General features: G+C 64.7%; 19 protein-coding genes. 14 read left to right on the plus strand and 5 right to left on the minus strand.

Annotation, left to right across the window (positions count from 1 at the left end):
- Positions 1-3 precede the first annotated feature (3 nt).
- Together ACRDNQ_RS18265 and ACRDNQ_RS18270 are read right to left on the minus strand one after the other, a co-directional pair.
- Positions 4-1,023, minus strand: a complete 1,020-nt coding sequence (locus tag ACRDNQ_RS18265; RefSeq protein ID WP_431830146.1) for a quaternary amine ABC transporter ATP-binding protein — start codon at positions 1,021-1,023, stop codon at positions 4-6.
- A gap of 48 nt (positions 1,024-1,071) precedes the next feature.
- A complete protein-coding gene (locus ACRDNQ_RS18270; protein WP_431830147.1) occupies positions 1,072-2,013 on the minus strand; it encodes an ABC transporter substrate-binding protein in 942 nt (313 codons plus the stop codon).
- A gap of 181 nt (positions 2,014-2,194) precedes the next feature.
- Between ACRDNQ_RS18270 and ACRDNQ_RS18275 the strand changes: the two genes are divergently transcribed.
- The 11 genes from ACRDNQ_RS18275 (at position 2,195) to ACRDNQ_RS18325 (ending at position 16,421) form a co-directional block, all read left to right on the plus strand.
- Complete coding sequence (locus ACRDNQ_RS18275; protein WP_431830148.1) at positions 2,195-2,977, plus strand: DeoR/GlpR family DNA-binding transcription regulator; 783 nt, start codon at positions 2,195-2,197, stop codon at positions 2,975-2,977.
- Positions 2,978-3,469: 492 nt separating this feature from the next.
- Entirely contained in the window at positions 3,470-4,501 is a 1,032-nt protein-coding gene (locus tag ACRDNQ_RS18280; protein WP_431830149.1) for a LacI family DNA-binding transcriptional regulator, read from the plus strand.
- Between the two features lie 94 nt (positions 4,502-4,595).
- Positions 4,596-5,900, plus strand: a complete 1,305-nt coding sequence (locus tag ACRDNQ_RS18285) for an ABC transporter substrate-binding protein (RefSeq protein WP_431830150.1) — start codon at positions 4,596-4,598, stop codon at positions 5,898-5,900.
- A 91-nt stretch (positions 5,901-5,991) separates the two neighbouring features.
- On the plus strand, positions 5,992-6,858 hold the full coding sequence (locus ACRDNQ_RS18290) for a carbohydrate ABC transporter permease (RefSeq protein WP_431830151.1): 867 nt from the start codon (positions 5,992-5,994) through the stop codon (positions 6,856-6,858).
- Between the two features lie 14 nt (positions 6,859-6,872).
- Complete coding sequence (locus ACRDNQ_RS18295) at positions 6,873-7,703, plus strand: carbohydrate ABC transporter permease (protein WP_431830152.1); 831 nt, start codon at positions 6,873-6,875, stop codon at positions 7,701-7,703.
- Positions 7,704-7,713: 10 nt separating this feature from the next.
- A complete protein-coding gene (locus tag ACRDNQ_RS18300) occupies positions 7,714-8,718 on the plus strand; it encodes an ABC transporter ATP-binding protein (protein ID WP_431830153.1) in 1,005 nt (334 codons plus the stop codon).
- On the plus strand, positions 8,715-9,488 hold the full coding sequence (locus tag ACRDNQ_RS18305; protein WP_431830154.1) for an L-iditol 2-dehydrogenase: 774 nt from the start codon (positions 8,715-8,717) through the stop codon (positions 9,486-9,488). Before ACRDNQ_RS18300 ends, ACRDNQ_RS18305 begins: the two co-directional genes overlap by 4 nt.
- Entirely contained in the window at positions 9,476-10,969 is a 1,494-nt protein-coding gene (locus ACRDNQ_RS18310; RefSeq protein WP_431830155.1) for a mannitol dehydrogenase family protein, read from the plus strand. Before ACRDNQ_RS18305 ends, ACRDNQ_RS18310 begins: the two co-directional genes overlap by 13 nt.
- A gap of 294 nt (positions 10,970-11,263) precedes the next feature.
- On the plus strand, positions 11,264-12,646 hold the full coding sequence (locus ACRDNQ_RS18315) for a mechanosensitive ion channel family protein (RefSeq protein WP_431830156.1): 1,383 nt from the start codon (positions 11,264-11,266) through the stop codon (positions 12,644-12,646).
- A gap of 363 nt (positions 12,647-13,009) precedes the next feature.
- The gene (mgtE, locus tag ACRDNQ_RS18320; protein WP_431830157.1) at positions 13,010-14,425 is read left to right on the plus strand and encodes a magnesium transporter; all 1,416 of its coding nucleotides are present in this window, start codon (positions 13,010-13,012) and stop codon (positions 14,423-14,425) included.
- Between the two features lie 196 nt (positions 14,426-14,621).
- A complete protein-coding gene (locus ACRDNQ_RS18325) occupies positions 14,622-16,421 on the plus strand; it encodes a cation:proton antiporter (RefSeq protein ID WP_431830158.1) in 1,800 nt (599 codons plus the stop codon).
- Positions 16,422-16,640: 219 nt separating this feature from the next.
- On the opposite strand, the gene ACRDNQ_RS18330 is transcribed toward ACRDNQ_RS18325, so the two are convergent.
- From ACRDNQ_RS18330 to ACRDNQ_RS18340, 3 genes are all read right to left on the minus strand, one after another.
- Positions 16,641-18,131 carry a phospholipase D family protein gene (locus tag ACRDNQ_RS18330; RefSeq protein ID WP_431830159.1) on the minus strand — a complete coding sequence of 497 codons (1,491 nt, stop codon included), beginning with the start codon at positions 18,129-18,131 and terminating at the stop codon, positions 16,641-16,643.
- A gap of 113 nt (positions 18,132-18,244) precedes the next feature.
- A complete protein-coding gene (locus tag ACRDNQ_RS18335) occupies positions 18,245-18,556 on the minus strand; it encodes a hypothetical protein (protein ID WP_431830160.1) in 312 nt (103 codons plus the stop codon).
- A 170-nt stretch (positions 18,557-18,726) separates the two neighbouring features.
- Positions 18,727-19,503 carry an efflux RND transporter periplasmic adaptor subunit gene (locus tag ACRDNQ_RS18340; protein ID WP_431830161.1) on the minus strand — a complete coding sequence of 259 codons (777 nt, stop codon included), beginning with the start codon at positions 19,501-19,503 and terminating at the stop codon, positions 18,727-18,729.
- A gap of 367 nt (positions 19,504-19,870) precedes the next feature.
- Here ACRDNQ_RS18340 and ACRDNQ_RS18345 point away from each other — a divergent pair, with 367 nt between their 5' ends.
- The 3 genes from ACRDNQ_RS18345 (at position 19,871) to ACRDNQ_RS18355 (ending at position 21,638) form a co-directional block, all read left to right on the plus strand.
- Positions 19,871-20,179, plus strand: coding sequence for a hypothetical protein (locus ACRDNQ_RS18345; RefSeq protein WP_431830162.1), 309 nt, complete (start codon positions 19,871-19,873; stop codon positions 20,177-20,179).
- 349 nt (positions 20,180-20,528) lie between these two features.
- Positions 20,529-21,257, plus strand: a complete 729-nt coding sequence (locus tag ACRDNQ_RS18350; RefSeq protein WP_431830163.1) for a cobalamin B12-binding domain-containing protein — start codon at positions 20,529-20,531, stop codon at positions 21,255-21,257.
- Between the two features lie 174 nt (positions 21,258-21,431).
- Positions 21,432-21,638 (plus strand): cold-shock protein, encoded by a 207-nt coding sequence (locus ACRDNQ_RS18355; protein WP_431830164.1) that lies wholly within the window; start codon positions 21,432-21,434, stop codon positions 21,636-21,638.
- Positions 21,639-21,693 lie beyond the last annotated feature (55 nt).

A 21,693-nucleotide genomic window follows, 5' to 3' on the forward strand; every position in this document is an offset into this window, starting at 1 on the left:
GTCCTAGCCCCCGAGCATCAGATCAACCACGGTCGCGCGGTCGAGCTGCCCCACGACGCGCCCTGCGGCATCGATCACGGCGACGGCCTCGGTCCCGTCGCGGAACAGCGGCGCAGCCTCGGCCACCGAGGTGCGCGCGGCGATGCACGGCCGCTCCGCCACGCCGTTTGCGGGCGACATCACGCTGCCGGCCTTCACGACCTTGGAACGCGCGACCGCGCGCGTGAATTCGCGGACATAGTCCGTGGCCGGATTCAGGACGAGATCCTCGGGCGTACCCGCCTGCACCACGGCGCCGTCCTTCATGATGGCGATGCGATCGGCCAGCCGGATCGCCTCGTCGAAGTCGTGGGTGATGAAGACGATGGTCTTCTTCAGGACCGACTGCAGGCGAATGAACTCGTCCTGCATCTCGCGCCGGATCAACGGGTCGAGCGCCGAGAAGGGTTCGTCGAGAAACCAAAGCTCGGGATCCGCCGCCAGCGACCGCGCGATGCCCACCCGCTGCTGCTGGCCCCCGGAAAGCTGGCGCGGGAAGGCATCCTCGCGGCCCGAAAGGCCCACAAGGCCGATCATCCGCGCGGCCCGCTCTTCGCGTTCGGCGCGGGCCATGCCCTGGACTTCAAGGGGGAAGGCCACGTTCTGCAGGACCGTCATGTGCGGCAGAAGCGCGAAATGCTGGAAGACCATGCCCATCTTGTGCCGACGCAGGGCGATCATCTCGGCATCCGAGGCCGCAAGCAGGTTCCGGTCGTGGAACAGGATCTCGCCCGCGGTCGGTTCGATCAGGCGGGACAGGCAGCGGACCAGCGTCGACTTGCCCGATCCCGACAGCCCCATGATGACGAAGATCTCGCCTTCATGGACGGTCAGGTCGACCTTGCGAACGGCCGGAACCAGACCCGCGGCGACAAGCGTCTCGGGGTCGGCGTCGGGGCCAAGGCGCCGTAGCATTTCGGCCGCATGTGGGCCGAACAGCTTCCAGACGCCCCGGCAGACGAGTTTCGGTTCCGTCGTCGTCATCTCGCGGTCCGCGGGGGCGCCTTCAGGCGCCCCGGCCGACTGTGCGTGTCACTGGATCCAGGCCTGCCACGTCGCCTCGTTCGCTGCCATCCAGTCGGCCACCACCTGCTCGACCGTCTTTCCGTTCAGGTCGACCTCGGTGATCATCGCGCCCATGTCGTCGTTGTCGATGGTGAACGCCTCGATGGCCGAATAGGCCCCCGGCCACTTGTCCTTCACGCCCGACCACGCGACCTTCCAGATGTCGCCGAACGGCTTGCCGCAGTCATAGGCGAGGTCCGGGTTGGACCCCCAGGCGGGATCGGCATAGCACTCGGCGGTGTATTGGGGGAACTCGACCCACTCGCCCTCGTATTTCGCAGGCGCCCAATGCGGGGCATAGACCCAAAGCAGGACAGGCGCCTGCCGCTGAATCGCGCTTTCGAGTTCGGCGAAGAGCGCGGCGTCGGTCCCGGCGTGGATGACCTCGAACGGCAGGTCAAGCGCTTCGACCCGCTCTTCGTCGAAGCCGCCCCAGGTGACCGGGCCGCCAAGGTAACGTCCCTTCGGAAGCGTCTCGGCCGTGCCGAAGGCCTCGGCGCAGGCCGGATCCTTGAGCGCCTCCCAGTTCGGCAGGCCCGGGCAGGCCTCTTTCATGTAGATCGGATACCACCACTCTTCCTTGGCCTGCATGCCCGTGGGGCCGACGTTGACAACGTTGCCGGTCGCGATGGCCGCGTCCATCGCCTCGCGGCCCGTCGTCTCCCAGATCTCCATGGCGACGTCGAGATCGCCGGTCTCGAGCCCGGCGAACTGGGCAAGGTAGTCCGCTTGCAGATACTCGACGTTGTACCCCGCCGCCTTCAACACCTCGCCCATGAGCTGGGTGGTGATGAGCTGGCCGGTCCAGTCGTGCAAGGTCAGCTTGATCGGATCGGTCGATTCCTGCGCGATGGCAGACGTGCCGGCCAGAAGCGCCAGCGTAATCGCGGAAAGCCGTCTTTTGGTCATGTGAATGCACCCCCTGCTGGGTCTTGAGTCTCCGGGAGTGGCTTGTGCCCGGCGCGCCCCGGATGCAGCGCCAAGCCGATGCTGGCCAAGTGAACCGCGCGGCGAAGCAGGCTGTCAATTGCCATGTGTGGGATTTTGTGGTTTTTCGGCCCGTATCTGTTGATACATCGCCCGAGGCGCAATGGACCGCCTGTCAAAGCGGCATGGCCGCATCCTCGAAATCCTGGGCCGCGAAGGCACCGTGACGATCGCCGAACTGGCCGGGCGACTCGAAGTCTCGGCCGAGACCGTGCGGCGCGACGTGCGCCCGCTTGCGGATCGCGGGACGCTGGTGCGGATGCACGGCGCGGTCGGCCTTGCCGGCAGCGCGGGAGAGGCCCCGTTCCAGCGCCGAATGGGCGAAAACGCCACGGCCAAGCAGCGCATCGCCCGATCGGCCGCCGCGCTTGTCAGAAACGGCGACAGCCTTGCGCTCGACACCGGCACGACGACCAGTTTCCTCGCACGTGCGCTGACCCGCCATGAACGGCTTGAGATCGTGACGAACTCGACCGACATCGCGCGGACGCTTGCGGGGCGAAACGGCAACCGGGTGCACCTTCTCGGCGGCCGCTTCGGCGCGGATTCGGGCGCCCTCCTAGGCCCGGACACGGTCGAGGCGATGCAGAAGTTCCGTGTGGACCACGCCGTCATCTCGGCCGGCGCGATCTCGTCGGACGGCGTGATGGACTACGACCCCGACGAGGCCGCCTTCGCCCGTGCGGTACTGGCAAGCGGCCGGAGACGGGTCGTCGTCTGCGACAGCAGCAAGTTCTGTCGCTCCGCGCTGGTCCGCGTCTGCCCGCTGGCCGGGATCGAGATCTTGGTCACAGAAGTCGCACCCGTCGAGGCGCTTGCCGCAGCGCTGGCCGAAGCGAAGGTCGCGGTCACGATTGCGCAGGCCAGACCGGCGGCCGCAGAATAGGGGCGCCGGCTATCCCGCAGCCCCGCGCCGATCGGGCGGCCGACTGCGGCCTTCCACGTTGTTTCCCATGGCTGAACCTGCACTGTGAACCGGGGCCGCCCTTCATGAGGGCTTGGGCTTCGGGGATCCAGCGCGCGCCTGTGAACCACAGGCGGGCGGAATTCCTTTTCCGGTTCCCTTGGACACAGGACGGATATCGCGTCGCCACGCCGGTGCCGGCGTTTTGCAAAGCCGGACTGCACCAAGACTTCTGCGCGGTCTGCCGTGGGGACTTTGCTGCCGCGTGACCCTCGTCCGGCTGCGGCCGTCGGGCTTTGGGATCAAGGGAATGACGGGCTTTCCCGTCCGGATCGGGCCCGGACAGGCCCTTCGCCCATTCCGGCTTTGGACCCGAAGTTTGCGCGAGTGAAGTTTTTTTGCCTATTCTGGGGCGGGCGCCTTGAGGCGCAAGGCGGTGGGGGTTAGGTCGTCGGAAGGCATCGGAGAAAGCAGTTGTCTGAGACAAAGATCCGGAACATGGAGGAGTTCGCCGCGATCAGCGGCATCTCGCGTCCGACGGTTTCCAAGTATTTCAACGACCCGAACAGCGTGCGCAAGTCGACCCGCGCCCGGATCGAGGAGGCGCTCAGGCAGTACGAGTACCGCCCCAACATCTACGCGATGAACCAAAACCGGAAGCTGACGAAGAACGTCGGCATCGTCGTTCCCTACCTCGCCGATCCGTTCTTCGCCGAGATCGCGCGGCGCCTCGAGCAGCGCTGCATCGAGGCCGGGTTTTCTCCGATCCTGTTCAGCGCCTATGGCGAGCAGAAGTTCGAGAACGACATTCTGGACAACCTGCGCTCGCTGAAACCTGCGGGCGTGTTGCTGGCGCCGCTTGGGCGCTCGTCGGATCGCGCGGCGATCGAGAGGTTCTGCCGCGATGTGCCGACGGTGCTGTTCGACAGCAATATCGAGGGGCTTGGCGAAGCATTTGTCGGATCGGACAATTTCAGCTTCGTCTCGCAGACGGTCGAATACCTGACTCGAACCGGCGAACCGCCGTCGTTTTTCGAGATGCGCACCCCCGCGAACCCGAATGCCAACAAGCGCCGCAGGGCCTATGTCCAGATGATGGAGCGGCTCGGCCTCAAGCCGCACGTGATCCAGGTCGAAGGCGAAGGCTGGGCCTTCGAAGAGATCGGCCGGCGGGGCGCCCTGAAGATGCTGGAAGAGCGCGCGCTTCCGACGAACGCCGTTCTTTGCAGCAACGACCGCCTTGCCATCGGCCTTCTAGCGGCGTGCTACGAACGGGGCATCCGGGTCGGGCGCGACCCGGACTGCTCGCTTCGCGTCGCGTCGAACGACGACCACCCGTTTTCGCGCTTCACCTGCCCGTCGCTGACGACGGCGGCACATGACTATGATTCGGTCACCAGCCGAAGCGTCGAGACGCTGTTCGAGCTGGTCGAAAGCGGTGGCCGGTTCGAGAGCCGGACAGAAACCCTTTTCCCTGCGAGGCTTATCCTTCGGGCCTCTGCATGATTTTCAAAAATTAGCGCGCGTAAAGAATTAATTGACGTCGCGGAAATTTTTCGACTACCATGCCCGGGTGACATCCAGCACAGGGAGGACACGGATGTACCTGAAGAACGCACTTCGTGCGGCGACGGCGCTATCGCTTGTCGTTGCGAGCGGCGCCTATGCCGAAAACATCACGATCGCGACCGTGAACAACGGTGACATGATCCGGATGCAGGGCCTGACTGACGATTTCACGGCGAAGACCGGCCACACTGTCGAGTGGGTCACGCTGGAAGAGAACGTTCTTCGTCAGCGTGTGACCCAGGACATCTCGACCAAGGGCGGCCAGTTCGACATCATGACGATCGGCATGTACGAGACGCCGATCTGGGCCAAGAACGACTGGCTGGTCGCGCTTGACGACCTGCCCGAGTCCTACGACGTCAACGACATCCTGCCGGCGATGCGTGCCGGTCTCAGCCTGGACGGCACGCTTTATGCCGCGCCGTTCTACGGCGAATCCTCGATGATCATGTATCGCACCGACCTCATGGAACAGGCCGGTCTCAGCATGCCCGACGCGCCGACCTGGGAGTTCATTCGCCAGGCGGCCGAGGCGATGACCGACAAGGACAACGAGATCTACGGCATCTGCCTGCGCGGCAAGGCGGGATGGGGCGAGAACATGGCCTTCATCACGACGGTCGCCAACTCGTTCGGCGCCCGCTGGTTCGACGAGGACTGGACGCCGCAGCTCGACAGCGCCGAGTGGAAGGAGGCGGTCTCGTTCTACAACGACCTTCTTCAGAACTACGGACCGCCGGGCGCCTCGACCAACGGTTTCAACGAGAACCTCGCGCTGTTCCAGCAGGGCAAGTGCGGCATGTGGATCGACGCCACGGTGGCGGCGTCCTTCGTGACGAACCCCAACGACTCGATGGTGGCCGACAAGGTCGGCTTCGCGCTGGCGCCGAACAAGGACGGCGTCGACAAGCGGGCCAACTGGCTTTGGGCCTGGGCGCTCGCCATTCCGGCCGGCACGCAGAAGGAAGGTGCCGCGAAGGAGTTCATCGAGTGGGCGACGTCCAAGGAGTACCTCGCGCTCGTCGCAGAGAAAGAGGGCTGGGCCAACGTGCCCCCGGGCAGCCGGACCTCGCTCTACGAGAACCCCGAGTACCAGAAGGTACCCTTCGCCAAGATGACGCTCGACTCCATCAATGCGGCCGATCCGAACAATCCGTCGGTGCAGCCGGTGCCCTATGTCGGCATCCAGTTCGTCGCGATCCCCGAGTGGGCCGGCATCGGCACGAGCGCCGGGCAGGAGTTCTCGGCCATGGTCGCGGGCCAGCAGACGCCGGATGAGGCGCTTGCCAAGGCACAGGCGCTTGTCGCCGAAGAGATGGAAGCCGCAGGGTACTGAGGCATCCTCGCGTCCGGAGGGCGGCAGTCCGCCCTCCGGAACCATTCCCCCGACCCTTTCAGGCAACGCCTGACGACCGAGGAGACGTGTAATGGCGACCCGGCACTCACGCGCTGCCGCGCGTCTGATGATGGCACCGGCGGTGATCCTGCTTCTTGGCTGGATGCTTGTACCGCTGTCGATGACGCTCTGGTTCTCGACCCGGAATTTCCTGCCGCTGCGCGGCGGCGACCAGGGGTTCGCGGGCTTCGACAACTACATCCGCTTCGTGACGTCGAGCGCCTTCTGGCCCAGCATCTATGCGACCGTAGTCATCGTCGCGGGCGTTCTTGCGATCACGGTGACGCTGGGGGTCCTTCTTGCGATCCTTCTCGACCAGCCGATGTGGGGCCAGGGGATCGTCCGGATCCTCGTGATCGCGCCCTTCTTCGTGATGCCGACCGTCTCGGCCCTGGTCTGGAAGAACATGTTCATGGATCCCGTGAACGGCGTCTTCGCCAACCTGTGGAAATTCTTCGGCGCCCAGCCCATCGAATGGCTGAGCGACGTGTCTCTCTTCTCGATCATCCTGATCGTGTCCTGGCAGTGGCTGCCCTTCGCGACGCTCATCCTGCTGACCGCGATCCAATCGCTTGACGGCGAACAGCTCGAAGCCGCCGAGATGGACGGAGCGCCGCCGCTCAAGCGCTTCGTCTACATCATCTTGCCGCACCTCAGCCGCGCCATCACGATCGTCATCCTGATCCAGACGATCTTCCTTCTGTCGATCTTTGCCGAGATCTTCGTGACGACCCAGGGCTCGTTCGGGACACGGACGCTCACCTACCTGATCTTCCAGCGCGTTCTCGAAAGCCAGAACGTCGGCCTTGGATCGGCGGGCGGGGTCTACGCGATCATCCTGGCCAATATCGTTGCGCTCTTTCTGATGCGCATCGTCGGCAAGAACCTGGACGCGTGAGGAGGTAGACGCACATGGCCCGCGCCGTCACAGCCCGCCGCAAGACGATCAACACCGCACTGGCCTGGACCGTCGGCCTGCTGATCTTCTTCCCGATCCTCTGGACGATCCTGACAAGCTTCAAGACCGAGGCCGAGGCCATCGCCTCGCCACCGAGTTTCTTGTTCTTCGACTGGACGCTCGAGAACTACAGCGTCGTCCAGGAACGCTCGGACTACTTCCGGCACTTCATGAACTCGGTGATCATCGCCGGCGGCTCGACGCTTCTGGGGGTTCTCATCGCGGTTCCGGCCGCCTGGTCCATGGCCTTCGTGCCCTCGCGGCGAACCAAGGACATCCTGCTCTGGATGCTGTCCACGAAGATGCTGCCGGCGGTCGGGGTCCTGTACCCGATCTACCTGATCTTCATTCAGCTGGGACTTCTCGATACCCGCACCGGCCTCGTCATCGTCATCATGCTGATCAACCTGCCGATCATCGTCTGGATGCTGTTCACCTACTTCAAGGAGATCCCCGGCGAGATCCTCGAGGCGGCGCGCATGGACGGGGCGTCGCTGCGGGAGGAGATCCTGTACGTGCTGACGCCGATGGCCGTGCCCGGCATCGCCTCGACGATCCTGCTGAACTTCATTCTGGCCTGGAACGAGGCGTTCTGGACGTTGAACCTGACCGCCGCCGGGGCCGCACCGCTGACCGCCTTCATCGCCAGCTACTCAAGCCCCGAGGGCCTGTTCTACGCCAAGCTGTCGGCGGCATCGACCATGGCGATCGCGCCCATCCTGATCCTGGGATGGTTCAGCCAGAAGCAACTTGTCCGCGGCCTGACCTTCGGCGCCGTGAAGTAGGGGGAAGGACATGGGACGCATCGTACTCGACAAGGTAATGAAGAATTTCGGCGAGGTGACCGTGATCCCGCCGCTCGACCTCGAGATCGAGGATGGCGAGTTCGTGGTCTTCGTGGGCCCGTCAGGCTGCGGGAAATCGACCCTCCTGCGCCTGATTGCGGGGCTCGAAGATGTGTCGGGCGGCAAGATCCGGATCGACGGGGAAGACGCGACGATGGTTCCGCCCGCCAAGCGGAGGCTCGCCATGGTCTTCCAGTCCTACGCGCTTTACCCGCACATGTCGGTCCGAAAGAACATCGCCTTTCCTCTTCGGATGGCGAAGCTTCCGCAAGAGGAAATCGACAAACGGGTAAAGAACGCGGCCGCCGTCCTGAACCTGACCGACTATCTTGAACGCCGTCCCGGCCAGCTTTCGGGCGGCCAGCGCCAGCGCGTGGCCATTGGCCGCGCGATCGTGCGGGAACCGGCGGCGTTCCTATTCGACGAGCCGCTTTCGAACCTCGATGCCGCGCTGCGTGTCGGCATGCGGCTTGAAATCAGCGAGCTTCACAAAAGGCTCCAAACCACGATGATCTACGTGACCCACGACCAGGTCGAAGCGATGACAATGGCCGACAAGATCGTGGTTCTGCGCGCGGGCAACATCGAACAGGTCGGCAGCCCTCTCGAACTCTACCGCGAACCACGAAACCTGTTCGTGGCGGGCTTCATCGGATCTCCGCGCATGAACTTCATCGAAGGCGCCGAGGCGCAGAAGCTTGGCGCGCACACGATCGGCATTCGTCCCGAGCACATCGACGTCGTCTCGGATGGAGGGCGTTGGGAAGGTCGCGTGGGTGTCGCGGAACACCTGGGTTCGGACACCTTCTTTCACATCCACGACACCGGCCTCGGGGGCGTCCTGACCGTCCGGGCTTCGGGCGAGGTCGATTTCCGCCACGGCGACCGCATCCGGCTCAGCCCGCGCGAGGACCAGTTCCACCGGTTCGACCAGAAGGGGCTGCGGATCGCATGAAGCGGCTCGACGGAAAGACGGCCCTCATCACGGGCGCCGCACGCGGGATCGGGCTTGCCTTCGCCGAGGCGTACCTCCGCGAGGGTGCGCGCGTCGCCATCGCCGACATCGACATCGTCCGGGCGCGCGCGTCCGCCAAAGAACTTGGGCCCGATGCGGTCGCGGTCGAGATGGACGTGACCCGTCAGGACAGCATCGACCGCGCGGTGACCGAAACGGTATCGGCACTTGGCCGCATCGACATCCTGATCAACAACGCCGCAATCTTCACCGCGGCCCCGATCGTCGAGATCACGCGCCAGGACTATCAACGCGTCTTCGACATCAATGTGGCCGGCACGCTCTTCACGCTGCAGGCGGTCGCGCGCCACATGATCGAGCGCGGCATCCGTGGCCGGATCATCAACATGGCAAGCCAGGCCGGTCGGCGGGGCGAACCGCTGGTGGCCGTCTATTGCGCCACGAAGGCGGCGGTCATCAGTCTTACGCAGTCGGCTGCGCTGAACCTGATCCCGCATGGGATCAACGTGAACGCCATCGCGCCGGGCGTCGTGGACGGCGAACACTGGGACGGGGTCGACGCCTTCTTCGCGAAATACGAAGGAAAGGCCCCCGGACAGAAGAAGAAGGAAGTGGGGTCCAGCGTTCCCTACGGCCGGATGGGCCGGGCCGAGGACCTTACCGGGATGGCGGTCTTCCTTGCCAGCGCCGAGGCCGAGTACATCGTGGCCCAGTGTTACAACGTGGACGGCGGCCAATGGATGAGCTGAGCGCCACACAGCCCGTCCCGCTGCGGAACGCCACCCTTTCCGATCTGCCGGAGGCGATCCTCCGCCCCCGCTATGACCGCGCGCGGCTTACCCCCGGCATCGTCCACATCGGGCTTGGAAATTTTCACCGTGCGCATCAGGCGTGGTACCTTCACCGCCTCATGCAGGAGGGGCATGCGCAGGACTGGGCGATCCTTGGCGCCGGCGTGCGCCCACAGGACGGCGCGACGCGAGAGAAGCTTCTTGCGCAGGATTGCCTGACCACGCTGATCGAGCTTGACCCCGACGGAACGGCGGCCGAGGTGACTGGCGCAATGATCGGCTTCCTTCCGATCGAGGACGGCAACGGTTCGCTGATCGCCGCCATGGCCGACCCGCGCATCCGCATCGTCTCTCTTACGGTCACCGAAGGCGGCTATTTCCTTGACCCCGTGACCGGGGGCTTCGACGCGACCCACCCCGATATCCGCCACGATGCCGAGCACCCGTCTGCGCCCCGTACCGCCTTCGGTGCGATGATCGCCGCGTTGCGACGCCGGCGCGACGAAGGTCACGGGCCCTTCACCGGCCAGTGCTGTGACAACCTGCAGGGCAACGGCGCGATCCTCAGGCAGACCGTCGTGTCGCTTGCCCGCCTGTCGGACCCGGACCTGGCCGCGTGGATCGACCGCCACTGCAGCTTCCCGAATTCCATGGTCGACTGCATCGTGCCCGCGACGGGCCCCGGCGAGATCGCGCTGGTCCGGCGCCTGGGCATCGACGACGCCGCCCCGGTGACGCACGAGAACTTCCGGCAGTGGGTGATCGAGGATGACTTCTGTGCCGGCCGTCCCGACTGGGACCGGGTGGGCGCGACCTTTTCGGACCGCGTGCACGACTACGAGCGGATGAAGATCCGCATCCTGAACGGTGGTCATCAGGTCCTCGCCAACGCGGGTGAACTCCTGTCCTGCGGGACGATTGCCGATTGCATGGCCGATCCCGACATCCGCGCCTTCTTCCACAAGGTCCAGCAGGACGAGATCGTCCCGTACGTCGCGCCCGTCCCCGGCATGACCCCTGGCGCCTATGCCGAACTCATCGAACGGCGATTCTCGAACCCGTCGATCCACGATACTGCACGACGCGTCGCCTTCGACGGCTCGTCCCGGCACACTGGCTTCATCCTTCCGATCCTTCGGGATGCGCTCGCTGCCGGGGGCCAGGTCGAAGGACTGGCCCTGACCGAGGCCCTTTGGTCCCGGATGTGCGCGGGCCTTCGCGAGGACGGCACGACGATCGCGCCGAACGACCCGAGCTGGGAGTCCCTTCAAGCCGCGGCGCGCAAGGCACGGACACGGCCCCGCGCCTGGCTTGAACAAGGCCACATCTACGGTGATCTTGCGCAGGACACGAGGTTCGCTGAGGCCTTCGAGGGTTGCCTGTCGCACATCTGGGCGTCGGGCACCCGGGCGACGCTGAGGGCTTTCGCGAAGCGATAGCCCGGCCGCGCCCGCGCGAGTTCGTCGCACGCAGCGCCCCACCCGTGATTGCGCCGGGGTGTGACCCGATCGACCGGCCGTGGAAACATGCGCAATCGCGGACCGAAAGCGTCAGGACCGCGCCTTGCGCCGTCTTTGTCGGGCGGCACGGTCCTTGCGTGGGAGATAGGGCCGCGTGCGCGCATCACTGGACACGCGGCGGGCCTGCCCGGACAATGGCATCTCGGGGCTGCCCCGGGGCTGACCCGACACGGCAGACCGGATGGGTGCCGCGCGACGCAAGGGACCGACGTGATGGATGGCGAAGACCAGACAATTGTCGAGCAGGAGATCGAGGAATTCGCCGATCTGGCCGGGGCGCAGCTTCGGCGCATCTACGACTGGCTCGACGCCAATCTGCTCACCCTCGAGTCCCTCTATCAGCTGGCGGCAATCGGCGTCACCTTCACACTTGCCTGGCTTCTTCACAGCCGATTCAAGCGCCTCCTCGAAGACACGAGCCGCGAACGTAAGCTGGGGCCAGCGGTGCAGCGCCTTGTCCGTACCGTTGCCGCGATCTCGCTGCCGGTCGTGTGGGTTCTCTTTCTTGGCGTCACGATCAACGTCTTCGAAGCAATCGGCTGGCCGATCCAGTTCCTGAGGCTGGTTTCAAGTCTGCTGCTGGCCTTCATCGCGATCAACATCGTTTCGATCTTCATCCCCTCGGCATACTGGAGCAAGGTGTTCTCGTGGGTCGCCTGGATCGTGGCGGCGCTCAACGCTGTCGGGCTTCTGGATGTCGTGATCGAATGGCTTCGGGCCACCGGGGTCACGATCGGGGCCGTCAACATAACGGCGTGGAGCATTGCAAAGGCGCTGATGCTGGCGGCCGTCCTTGTCTGGGCGGCAAATGCCTTGGCCGCCGCTTTCGAACGGCGGCTGCAGAAGTCCCGAAAGATGAGCGTGGCCCTCAGACTTCTGGTGGTCAGACTTCTGCGTCTGGTCCTGCTGTTTCTGGCCGTGATCATCGCCTTGTCGGCGGTCGGCATCGACCTGACCGCATTTGCCATCTTCTCGGGCGCGGTCGGCGTCGGCGTCGGTCTTGGCCTGCGACGGACCGTAGAGAACCTGATCGCAAGCTATACCCTTCTGGCCGATGAATCGATCAAGCCGGGCGATGTCATCGAGGTGGAGACCGTGAGTGGTCCGACCTACGGGCAGGTCCGCAAGATGACCACGCGCTATGTGTCGGTGCTGACGCGGGACGGGACCGAGACGCTTATTCCCAACGAAGTCCTGATGGCCAATCCGCTTACGAATTGGTCCCATTCGGACAAGCCGATCCGCCGGCGGATCCCCTTCGGGATCTCCTACGAGGCGGATGTGGAACTGGCGCGCAGGCTAAGCGTCGAAGCCTCGCTGGATGTTCCACGCGTCTTGAAGGATCCGCCGCCGCGATGCCTGATGCGCGGCTTCGGAGACAGCTCGATCGACCTGGAGTTGCGGTTCTGGATCGATGATCCCGAGGAGGGCGTCGCCAATGTGGCAAGCGATGTCCTGCTCGGGATGTGGCGCAGGTTCCAGGAACACGGCATCGAGATTCCCTATCCGCAACACGACCTGCACCTGCGGAGCGCCGTGGTTCTGCCAACGCCCGGCGGAAAAGGGATCGCCCCGGATGAAGGGGGCACTGAATGATGCCTCCGACCCTTGCTTGCGACCTGCGGGAAGCGCCTCGACGCACCGCAGATCGTCCGCATGACCGTTGCCCCGATACCCGCCGTGGGGGCGACTTCTTCCGGCGAAAAGGGAAGCGTCGGATGACCCGCGCGCAGTTCTTCCCGAAGTGGCGTGTGTCCCAAGAGACCGGCCTTGAGCAGACCCAGGCCTGAGTGGCTTGCGACCGCCACCGGTGCCGATCTTCCATGGCTGTCCGAGATCGGGAACCGGCCCAAGCCGGCGGCCGTTCTGGACCACGACCATGCCACCTGATCTGATGGGTCGGAGCCGCCGTCCCGAGGCATGGACCGACGACCGACGCCTCACGCAAAGGAGGGGAACTTGAGCGAAGACAAGGACACCGGAGACACCCTCCTGATCGACCCTCAGCCCCCCGAGGCGGGCGGCGATGAGCGCACTGTAACCATGCGCGAACGGGTGAAGGCCGCAGTCGACGCCCGGGACGGAGAGGAACTTGCCGCGCTGCTCGATCCGTTGCCGATCTCGGCTGCCCTGCGCCAACTTCTGGCGCTGTCGGCCGAAGATCGGGACACGCTGCTGGAACTCGTGCCCACCGAACTGGCCGCCGCGCTCGTCGAGGAGGCGCCCCACGCGGCGGCCACGGACCTTGTCGAACGGCTCGAGTCCGAGCGTGCCGCCGAAATCATCGAGGAACTCGACTCGGACCTGCAGGCCGACCTGATCGGCGACCTCGACAAGGACGACGCCGAAGCAATTCTTGCGGAGATGGAGCCCGAGGACGCCGCGGATGTCCGCCGCCTTGTCGAGTACGAGGACGACACCGCCGGCGGCCTGATGGTGGCACAGGCGTTCCAGTTTCAGGACACCGCGACGGTCGGAATGGTCCTGCGCAGCTTCGTCGAGGAAGACGACGATTTCGAACGATACCGCGGACAGCATCCTTACGTCCTCGATGCAGACGGGCGTCCGGTGGGCGTCGTGTCGCTACGCGGACTTCTCACCGCCCGGAGATCCGAGAAGCTCACCTCGATCATGGTCCCGCCGCTGACCGTGCCGGTGACGGCCACGCTTCTGGAGCTTGAGGACCTCTTCGACGAATACCCCTTCCTCGGCCTGCCCGTGGTCGAGGCGGACGGTCGTCTGGTCGGCGTTGTCAGCCGGGACGGCGTCCGGGACGCGGCGCTTGAAAGGGCGGAAAGCGAAAGCCTGAAGCGTCAGCAGGTCGGCGACGAGCTTCGCTCGATGCCGATCTGGCTGCGGTCAAGACGGCGGCTTGCTTGGCTTTCGGCCAACATCATCCTCAACATCATCGCGGCGAGCGTCATTTCGGCCTACGAGGAAACCTTGGCCGCGGTCATCGCCATCGCGGTGTTCCTGCCGATGGTGTCGGACATGTCGGGCTGTTCAGGCAACCAAGCTGTCGGCGTCACGATGCGCGAGTTGTCGCTTGGCCTCGTTCGGCCCAGGGATGCCTTCCGGGTCTGGGTCAAGGAGGCGTCGGTCGGGGTCATCAACGGCCTCGCCTTGGGAATTCTGATCGGCCTTGTCGCCTGGGCCTGGAAGGGAAATCCGTGGCTCGGTGTCGTGATCGGCATTGCGCTCGCGCTCAACACGGTCATCGCGGTGTCCATCGGCGGCGTGGTGCCTCTTGCCCTCAAGCGCATCGGGCAGGATCCGGCTGTCGCGTCCGGTCCGCTGCTGACGACGATCACCGACATGGCCGGCTTCTTCCTGGTCCTCAGCCTTGCGACACTGCTGATGCCTTACCTGATCTGATCGGCGCACGACCATGGGCGGGAAGGACCGGCGCCGCCCGGTCGCGGGCGAGGTGGGCGTGGTGTCCGTTCCGCCGCTTCGGCGCACCACGCACCTGCACCCCTGGAATCGCGTCTATCGAATTGCGCTCGCTCCACATTTCGGACATGGATTCGGGCGTCGGCCTGGGCGCCGGTGCGACCGGGAACGGCATGACATGGCGATTGAAGCATCGAGCGTCATTTCCGGAACGATCCCCGCCATCGCGCTTGTGGGCGCCCTCGGCGTAGGGTCGCAGTGGCTTGCGTGGCGCTTCCAGCTTCCTGCGATCGTCCTCATGCTGGCGGCCGGGATCGTCGTCGGACCGGTGACGGGCATCCTCGATCCGGCGGCCGAGTTCGGGTCGCTGCTTGCGCCGCTGATTGCCGTGGCTGTCGCGATCATCCTGTTCGAAGGCGGGCTGACGCTCGACTTCAAGAAACTTGGAGACGCGGGGCGCGGCGTTCTCAGGCTGGTCGTGATCGGGGCTCCGCTCGGTTGGCTTCTCTCGGCGCTGGCGCTCCGGTATGGCGCCGGTCTGACCTGGGAATCCTCGGTGGTCTTCGGTGGCATCATGATCGTGACCGGTCCGACGGTCATTGCGCCGCTGCTGCGGCAGGCGCGGCTGCAGCGCAGGCCGGCGGCCCTTCTGCAATGGGAAGCCATCGTCAACGACCCGATCGGTGCCATGGCCGCGGTCATCGCGTTCCAGGTCGTGCTGGCGCTTCGCGGAGTGGACGAAGTGGGCTTCGGTGCGATGGTGTTCGGCATCGCCTTCGCGGCCTTGCTGGGCTATGCCGCCGCGCGCGCGATCGTCTGGATGTTCCGCGACGCGCTTGTCCCGGAATACATGAAGGTCCCGGTGCTGTTCGCAGCGGTCCTTTCGGCCTTCGCGCTGGCCGACATCGTCCTGCACGAGAGCGGTCTTCTTGCCGTGACGGTCATGGGGCTGGTCATCGCGAACGCCAACCTGCCGTCCTATGAAGAACTCCGGCGCTTCAAGGAACATGCGACAGTCCTTCTGGTGTCCGGCCTCTTCATCCTGCTGGCGGCCTCGCTCGACTTCTCGGCGCTCGCCCAGCTTACGTGGCGCTCGGCGCTGTTCGTCCTGGCGGTGGTCCTACTGGTGCGGCCGCTGACCGTGTTCGCCTCCTTCATTGGCACCGACCTACCCTGGAGGGAACGCGCCCTCGTCGCGTTCACGGGGCCGAGAGGCATCGTCCTCATCGCCGTCGCCGGTCTGTTCGGAGAACGGCTTGCGGCGGCAGGCGTCCCGGACGGGGCTCTCGTCGCGCCGCTTGCCTTCGCCCTGGTGGTCGGGACGGTCGTGCTTCATGGCTTCAGCCTGACGCCGATGGCGCGCGCGCTTGGTGTCTCGGGCGGAGAGTCGCCCGGCGTTCTTCTTGTGGGGGGGTCCCGCTTCACCACCGGGTTGGGCGAGTCCCTTCAGAACGCCGGGATTCCGGTCCTGGTGACCGACCCCAACCGCACGAACCTGCGGCGCGCCAGATCAGCGGGCATCCCAACCTTCTATGGGGATATTCTGGGCGAGGCCGCCGAGCATTCGGTTGAGTTTCTCGAGTATCGCACCGTTCTGGCCGCAACGGACAACGACGCCTACAACACCCTTGTCGTCGCCGACCTCGGCCCCGAGTTCGGAAGGGACGAGGTCTGGCGGCTGGCAAGACCCACGGACAACCGGTCCCGCCACGCGCTTCCCCCCAGCCTGTCGGGGCGCGTGATAGGCGGCGGACGCACGTTCGAGCACCTCGAGGGCCTCATGTCCGAGGGATGGACGGTTCGCCTGACGCGCATGACCGACGAATTCGACTTCGAAATGTGGCGTGAGCGCGTGCCCGATGCCCTGCTTCTTGGCGTCCTTCTTCCGACGGGCGAGGTGACCTTCCTGCCGGAAGCCCCGAAAGCCGGGCTTCCCGAGAACTCCCGCGCCATTTCGATCGCCCCGCCAGAGACCTGACGAAAGGCCCGGGGCAATCTCGTCCCCTTTTCCGGCCCGCGCCAGCGCCCAGGTTCACTTTGCGCGACATGGCAGACACCACGTGATCTGGTCCGATCTTCAGCGAAACGGCCATGCCTGGCATCGCGTTCTCCGCACAAGCTCAAGGGACCGACATCCCAACGGGCCGCCGGGACGCCCGGATGCACATGGTCCAGCCTTGAAACGAGGGCCGCCGGCCTAAAGCTGGCCGCCGATGGGAAGCGCCCCGTAGACGCGGCTCATGAAGACGCGCCAGCCCGAGTCCGCCGGTTCGTCCGGATAGATCAGGATCGCGCCATCGCTGCGCCGTGCCATCCAGTCGATGCCGCCTTCGTCGTCGAGCCGAAGCTCATAGGCGTTTCGTCTGATGTTGTCCTCGAAACCTGCAACCGCAGCGCTGGCGACTTTCTCAGACTCGATGAGCACGCCCATCTCGTTGTTGATCCAGACGGATCTGGGATCCCAGTTGAACGACCCGACGAAGAGGTATCTTTGGTCAATCGCGAAGGCCTTTGTATGAAGCGACGATTGCGACAGTCCCAGTCCGATCGCGGCACGGTCCGGCCGTTCGGCGTCGGGGCGCAACTCCCAAAGATTGATGCCGGCCCTCAGCATCTCCTCGCGCGACAGGGCGTAGTGGCCGTAGACGGGGACGACATCCGTCGAGTCGAGCGAGTTCGTGAGGATCGACACCTCGACCCCACGTTCGCTCAGGGCCGACAGCAGGGCAACGCCACGGTCCCGGGGAACGAAATACGCCGAAGAGACGAAAAGATCCCGTTCGGCGCCCATGATGTAGGGCAGCATCACGCCGCTCACGATCTCGTCGCTGTCGGCTTCGCCCGCGGCCTTTTCCACCGGGTCGGCGACCAGGGTCGCGGGAACCCACTCGAGATCGATCCGGCCGCGGGCGACGCGGTCCCGGATGCCATGGCTCAAGGCATCGCCGTACGGCGTCCGACCTGCCTCGTCGGCAAGCTGTGAAAGCCGCGAACGCGCCTCGTCAAGGCTGAGATCGTCCCCGCGATCTCCGACGACGACGCGTACGGGTACGGCGTAGGGGCTGTTCCAGTAGTCGTCGAAAGTGGCCGACACCTCCCGGGCGATGGGGCCCGCGCCAAGCACGTCGAGGTCATTGTAGTTGCTGTCTTCGCGTGCGGCGAAGTACTCGTCGCCGATGTTTCGCCCACCTACCAGCGTCACGACGTTGTCGAAGGTCATCGACTTGTTGTGCATCCGGCGATTGACGCGATCGAACTCGAAAAGCGAGGCCACGTTCTTGCCCAGTCCGCGTCGGAAGGGATTGAACAGCCTGATCTCGATGTTCGGGTGGGCATCGAGTGCGGCCGACATGGCGTCATAGTCGGCGACATCCATGTCGTCGAGAAGCAACCGCACGCGCACCCCACGGTCGGCGGCCTCGAGAAGCTTCCAGGCAAAGAGATGCCCAGAGGCATCGTTGTGGAGAAGATAGTACTGTGCGTCGATTGTCCGTTCGGCCATCTCCGACAGGACAAGGCGCAGGGCCAGCGCTTCCGGCCCTTCGGAAACGAGGTAGATCCCCGAACGCCCGTCATCGGGATTTCCAAGCGCCTGAGCGCGTTGTGCAAGGAATGTCCCGTCGGTCTGGGTCTGCGCGCGCGTCACCGTCTTGGTATAGCTCTCGGGCCAGGGCGAGCACGCCGCCATCGAAAGCAGGACGATGACCGGCAGGAATGACCTCCAGATTCCTGACAGCCGTCTTGCAGGCAGCGCGCCTGCGACGGCAGGTCCGCCAAAGTCTGCGAGCATCGGACCAGTATTCACGAGCGCACCTCTGTTCCGTCGGAGATGCCTTCGACCGTAGGAAGATCGCCTTGCAGGCGCAAGCCGACCGGCTGGGCAGTGATGCCGCGCGCATCAGGGCCATGGCCAATCTCAGCAAACCCCGAAATCCCCGCAAAGGTCCGATCAAGGGGGTCGAAATCCGTCCCTTGCGTGTCCGGTCGCGCTGGACCCGTGTCCAGAGACGGAATCAGCACATCGGTCCAGAAAGGGCTCAGGGCCAGAGCGAATGACCGATCGTGTTTGCCGACCGGACCCCGCCGCCACCCCGGCAAGGACAGCCCGATCATGGGGAACGCCCCGTCCCGCCAGATCCCAGTGTCTGGCGGGCAGTTCATCGTGGTCTTGCGGACGCCGCACGCGAGTTGGTTAAGGCCATCCTGTCATTTGCCGACAGGCCAGGAACCGTGCCGACCATTCCGGCCGCCCGGAAGAGGCCACGCGGCCTTGTGTCTTGGCCCTAATTCCTGACCCGAAGGTGCACGGGAAGTCCCGGGCGAAGCAGTCCGTTGGGGTTGGGAAACTCGACGATCACCGAGCCCTCGCCTGTTTCGGGATCGATCTCGAAGCCGACGGCGACGGGCACGCCAAGTTCCTCGAAAACGCCCCCGTTCGGCCCAACCATCTCGAACCTGAGTTGCCGGGCATCCTCGAGCGTATAGGACCCCTCGACGAGACGCTCGACCACGTCCTCGGGGCGCACGGAGATGCGGACATGGATCGGATCCAGTTGCACGATCCTGGCGATAGATCCCGAGAGGGCCGGGTTATAGCTCGCGCCCACCGCAATGGCGGGTGCCGAGATGAGGCCGTCAGCCGGCGCGGCGATCGTGTGATGACGCTCTGCCTCGCGGGCGATGAGGAGTTCCGCCTCGGCCTGTTCGACGTCGAGCGCCACCGATGCATAGGCGAACTCCGCGTCTCTCAACGCGACAGTGGAAACCGCCTGTCGGGATGCCAGTTCCTTCTGACGCCCGAGGTCATCCTCCTGTTGGGCAAGAGCCGCCTGCGCGCGTCTCAGCTTGATCTCGGCAAGTTGGGTCTGAAGACGGGCGTCGGTGGCGTCCAGTTCGACAAGAATGTCTCCCTGCGAGACCTGCTGTCCCTCCGAGAAATGAAGGGCGCGTATCTGCCCATCCACGAGGGTCGTGAGATCCCATGCCTTCGGCGCAAACGTCACCCCGGGAAGAAGGGGGCCAAGATCTTGGGCGACCGAAGGTCCGGAAAGGTGCGTCAATCCGACGGCAAGAAGAGCAGCAGTCACCAGCTTCCGTGTGAAAGGCATCATCGATTCTCACTCAACTGTTTTTGGGTTTCCCCGCAAATCGGAGCCAACACGCACGGGGACATCCTGCCAAATCAAATCAGTCGTCCGACGCGCGAGTCCCGTCCCTTAGTAATATCCAAGATCAGCGCGCTTGGAAGGGCGGCGTCACGGCGCGTGGGACGACTTCGGCGCACTCTCCCTCGGGATTTCAGGATCTTGCCCCTCCCGTCCGAGAAAGCCGGGGCGGCCGATCAAGGGGCGTGCGAAAAGGCGCTTGCCAGACCCGCGATTTCCTTCAGGCTACCAGGCCTGAGGCAAAGGGTATGGGGGTGGCGCGATGACTTCGATACTCACTGCACTTCTTGCGGTGAACGCGGTCCTGCACGGCGTGATCATCGCGCGCTTCGGCGTGAAGGGGAACGAGCCGCCACTTGCCTTCGGCGTCGCCTACGCCGCCCTTGCCGTGGCGGTGTTCTTCGCGGTCCCCTATGCGCTCTGGGCCACCCTGATCGTTTCGGTGGTGGCCGTCGCTGGCCTCACGGCAGCTTACGCGAAGATTCCGCACGAGAAATCGATTGAGCGCGTCTGCTGGGCGGTAGGAGCAATCATTTTCACGCTAACCGCCTTTCTCCTGTTCCTGCGCTGAGGGCAGCAGGGCCCACACCCCCGACTCGTCGATGAAAGCGAACGGATGGGCCTGCCGTCTGGACCTTTGTCGGACGCCGGGACACTTGTCTCTCTTTAGAGATGAGCCGCTGGAGCGGATCGCCTTCATCGTTGTTGACCGGTTTTGCGGGCACGGTATGGTCGGATGAAGGGGGCCAGTATCCGGCGCAGGCTTGAGCCCCAGGGAATGCCCAAATCGCCGGGACCAGCCAGCGGGAGAGACGGAAGTGGCACCAGGACTTCAGGTACAGGTGCGCCTTGATCTTGACGAAAGCGTCTATTCGTCCGTCAGGCTGCAAAAACTTACGACCGCCCTTCCCGAAGATGCCGTGCAGGTCCTTGCCCAGGAGGTCATCAGACGGCTCTCGACGCAGCTCCGGTCCCCTGACAAGACTCCGCATGCCCCGACGCCGGAAGAGATCCAGTCGTTTTGCGATGCCCTGGTGTCGAGCGACGCCGGTGCCAGCGCGACGATGATGTCCCGGATCCAGGCCAAGGGAACATCCGTTACAGATATCTATATCCACTATCTGGCGGCCGCCGCAGGGCGCCTGGGCGAGATGTGGGCAACCGACGAGATTTCGTTCATGGACGTCACGATCGGAGCAAGCCGGATCCTTGCGATCCTGCGCGGGCTGCGGGACGTGTTCCGATCAAGCCGCCCGATGACCGAGCGTGCGGCGCTGTTTGCGGCCGTGCCGGGGGAACAGCACACGATTGGCATCACGATGGCGGCCGATCTCTTTCGGAGAGAGGGCTGGGACATCGACCTGATCGTCGGGGCCTCGCATGAAGAGATCATCGACAGGCTGGGCAGCAGTGATGCATCCGTCGTCGGTCTGACCGCGCATGGCGAGAAATCCCTGAGCCCGTTGCTTCGACTCATTCCGGCGATCCGGATCGTGAACCCTGCGGTCAGCATCCTGATCTGCGGCAAGATCGGCGAGTTGTCGGACGATGTTGTTTCCCTCACCGGGGCAGACGGCTTCGCGGGCGATGTAACAAGCGCGCTGGTGACGATGGGACAGTGGCACGATGGCCTGGCCAGATCGGGCTGAACGCGTCCCTCGGTGATATCCCTTGCTTTCCGCGCCGGGGATCCCTATGTCGACGGTGCAACGTTATTCTTCTTCGACACACTGTTCTCCTTTATCGGCTGCAGTCTCTCGATTTCGAACTGACCAGCCGGGCTGCAGCATCCTGCGGGCAGCACTACATAAGGAGATCTCACGATGGCCAATGGCACCGTGAAATGGTTCAACGCAACCAAAGGTTTTGGCTTCATCGCACCTGAAGGCGGTTCAAGGGACGTGTTTGTGCACGCCACCGCCCTCGAGCGTGCCGGCATCCGCACCCTTGACGATGGTCAGCAAGTGACCTTCGACATCGAGTCCGGACGTGACGGCCGCGAAAGCGCGGCGAACCTTCAGCTCGCCTGAGACGGACAAGGCGCCGCTGGCGCCGCGACGAAAATGACGGCCCCGCTCAGGCGGG

The organism is Saliniferula longa, assembly GCF_050789285.1.
GTDB lineage: Bacteria > Pseudomonadota > Alphaproteobacteria > Rhodobacterales > Rhodobacteraceae > CAVPWP01.